Origin of the sequence: Agrobacterium vacciniicorymbosi (assembly GCF_040427045.1) — a bacterium.
Taxonomy (GTDB): Bacteria; Pseudomonadota; Alphaproteobacteria; order Rhizobiales; family Rhizobiaceae; genus Agrobacterium.
In genome coordinates this window covers 1-1,317 of the sequence record NZ_JBETMF010000029.1, presented here as the reverse complement: position 1 = coordinate 1,317, position 1,317 = coordinate 1, and the positions used below count along the sequence as shown (strand labels likewise).

Annotated in this window: 1 pseudogene and 1 other annotated feature; the pseudogene reads left to right on the top strand. The window is 58.4% G+C overall.

The features are described from left to right. Nucleotides 1-51: 51 nt before the first annotated feature. Nucleotides 52-1,278, top strand: a pseudogene (locus ABUK73_RS23320) (IS3 family transposase). After that, nucleotides 332-448 (top strand) — a sequence feature (AL1L pseudoknot). It overlaps the preceding pseudogene by 117 nt. Nucleotides 1,279-1,317: the final 39 nt, after the last annotated feature.

The following is a 1,317-nucleotide window of genomic DNA, read 5'->3' as shown; positions in this document are numbered from 1 at the left end:
AACCGCACCGGTTTTGCCGGAGGCTCCAACTTCTGAGAATGTGGAGCCATTATGAGTAAGACAACAAACAAGTTTTCACCTGAAGTCCGTCAACGCGCTATTCGTATGGTGCTGGATCACGAAGCCGAGCATCCATCACGCTGGGCTGCGGTCTCATCTATTGCGGGCAAGATCGGCTGCTCGCCAGCCACGCTGCACGAATGGTCAAGAAGACCGAGGTCGACAGCGGTAAACGGGCAGGCTTGCCGAGCGATCTCGCAGAGAAGATGAAGGCTCTTGAGCGCGAGAACCGTGAGCTCCGTCAGGCCAACGAGATATCGCGCAAGGCGTCTGCTTATTTCGCCCAGGCGGAGCTCGACCGCCCCTTCAAGCGATGATCTCGTTCATCGACGAATATCGCGGAGTGTTCGGGGTCGAGCCGATCTGCAGGCTACTGCCGATTGCCCCGTCAACCTACTACGAGAATGTCGCCAAGCGCCTGGGCGTGGATCGCCTGTCGATCCGCGCCCGCAGCGATATCGGCCTGAAGATTGAGACACGTCGTGTCTTCGAACAGAACTTCCGTGTCTATGGCGTTCGCAAGGTCTGGCGGCAATTGAAGCGTGAAGGCTTGGACGTCGCCCGCTGCAGTGTCGCTAGGCTTATGAGGTCGATGAGCCTGCAGGGTATCATTCGAGGTAAGCCGATCCGCACGACGTTCTCGGACAAGTCGGCCCCGAACCCGCTTGACCGGGTTAACCGCCAGTTCAAAGCCCCAGCACCCAACAGGCTGTGGGTTTCGGACTTCACCTATGTCGCCACCTGGCAGGGTTTCGTCTACGTGGCCTTTGTCATCGACGTCTTCGCTCGTGGCATCGTCGGCTGGCGGGCAAGCCGGACAGCACATGCAAGCTTCGTCCTCGATGCGCTGGAGCAGGCACTTCATGATCGGCGTCCCGCTCATACCAGCGGCCTCGTGCATCACTCGGATCGCGGCGTTCAATACGTGTCCATTCGGTATTCCGAGAGATTGGCAGAAGCTGGCATCGAGCCGTCTGTCGGAAGCGTCGGCGACAGTTACGACAACGCCCTCGCTGAGACGATCAACGGTCTTTACAAAGCCGAGGTCATTCATCGACGTGGACCATGGCGCAGCTTCGAGGCGGTGGAATTCGCCACCTTGGAATGGGTCGATGGTTCAATCATCGACGGCTTCTGGAGCCTATCGGGAATATACCGCCAGCCGAAGCCGAGGAACGATATTACGCCATAATGGACGCACCGGCCATGGCAGCATAACTTAAACGAAATGGCCTCCGGCAAAACCGGTGCGGGTCA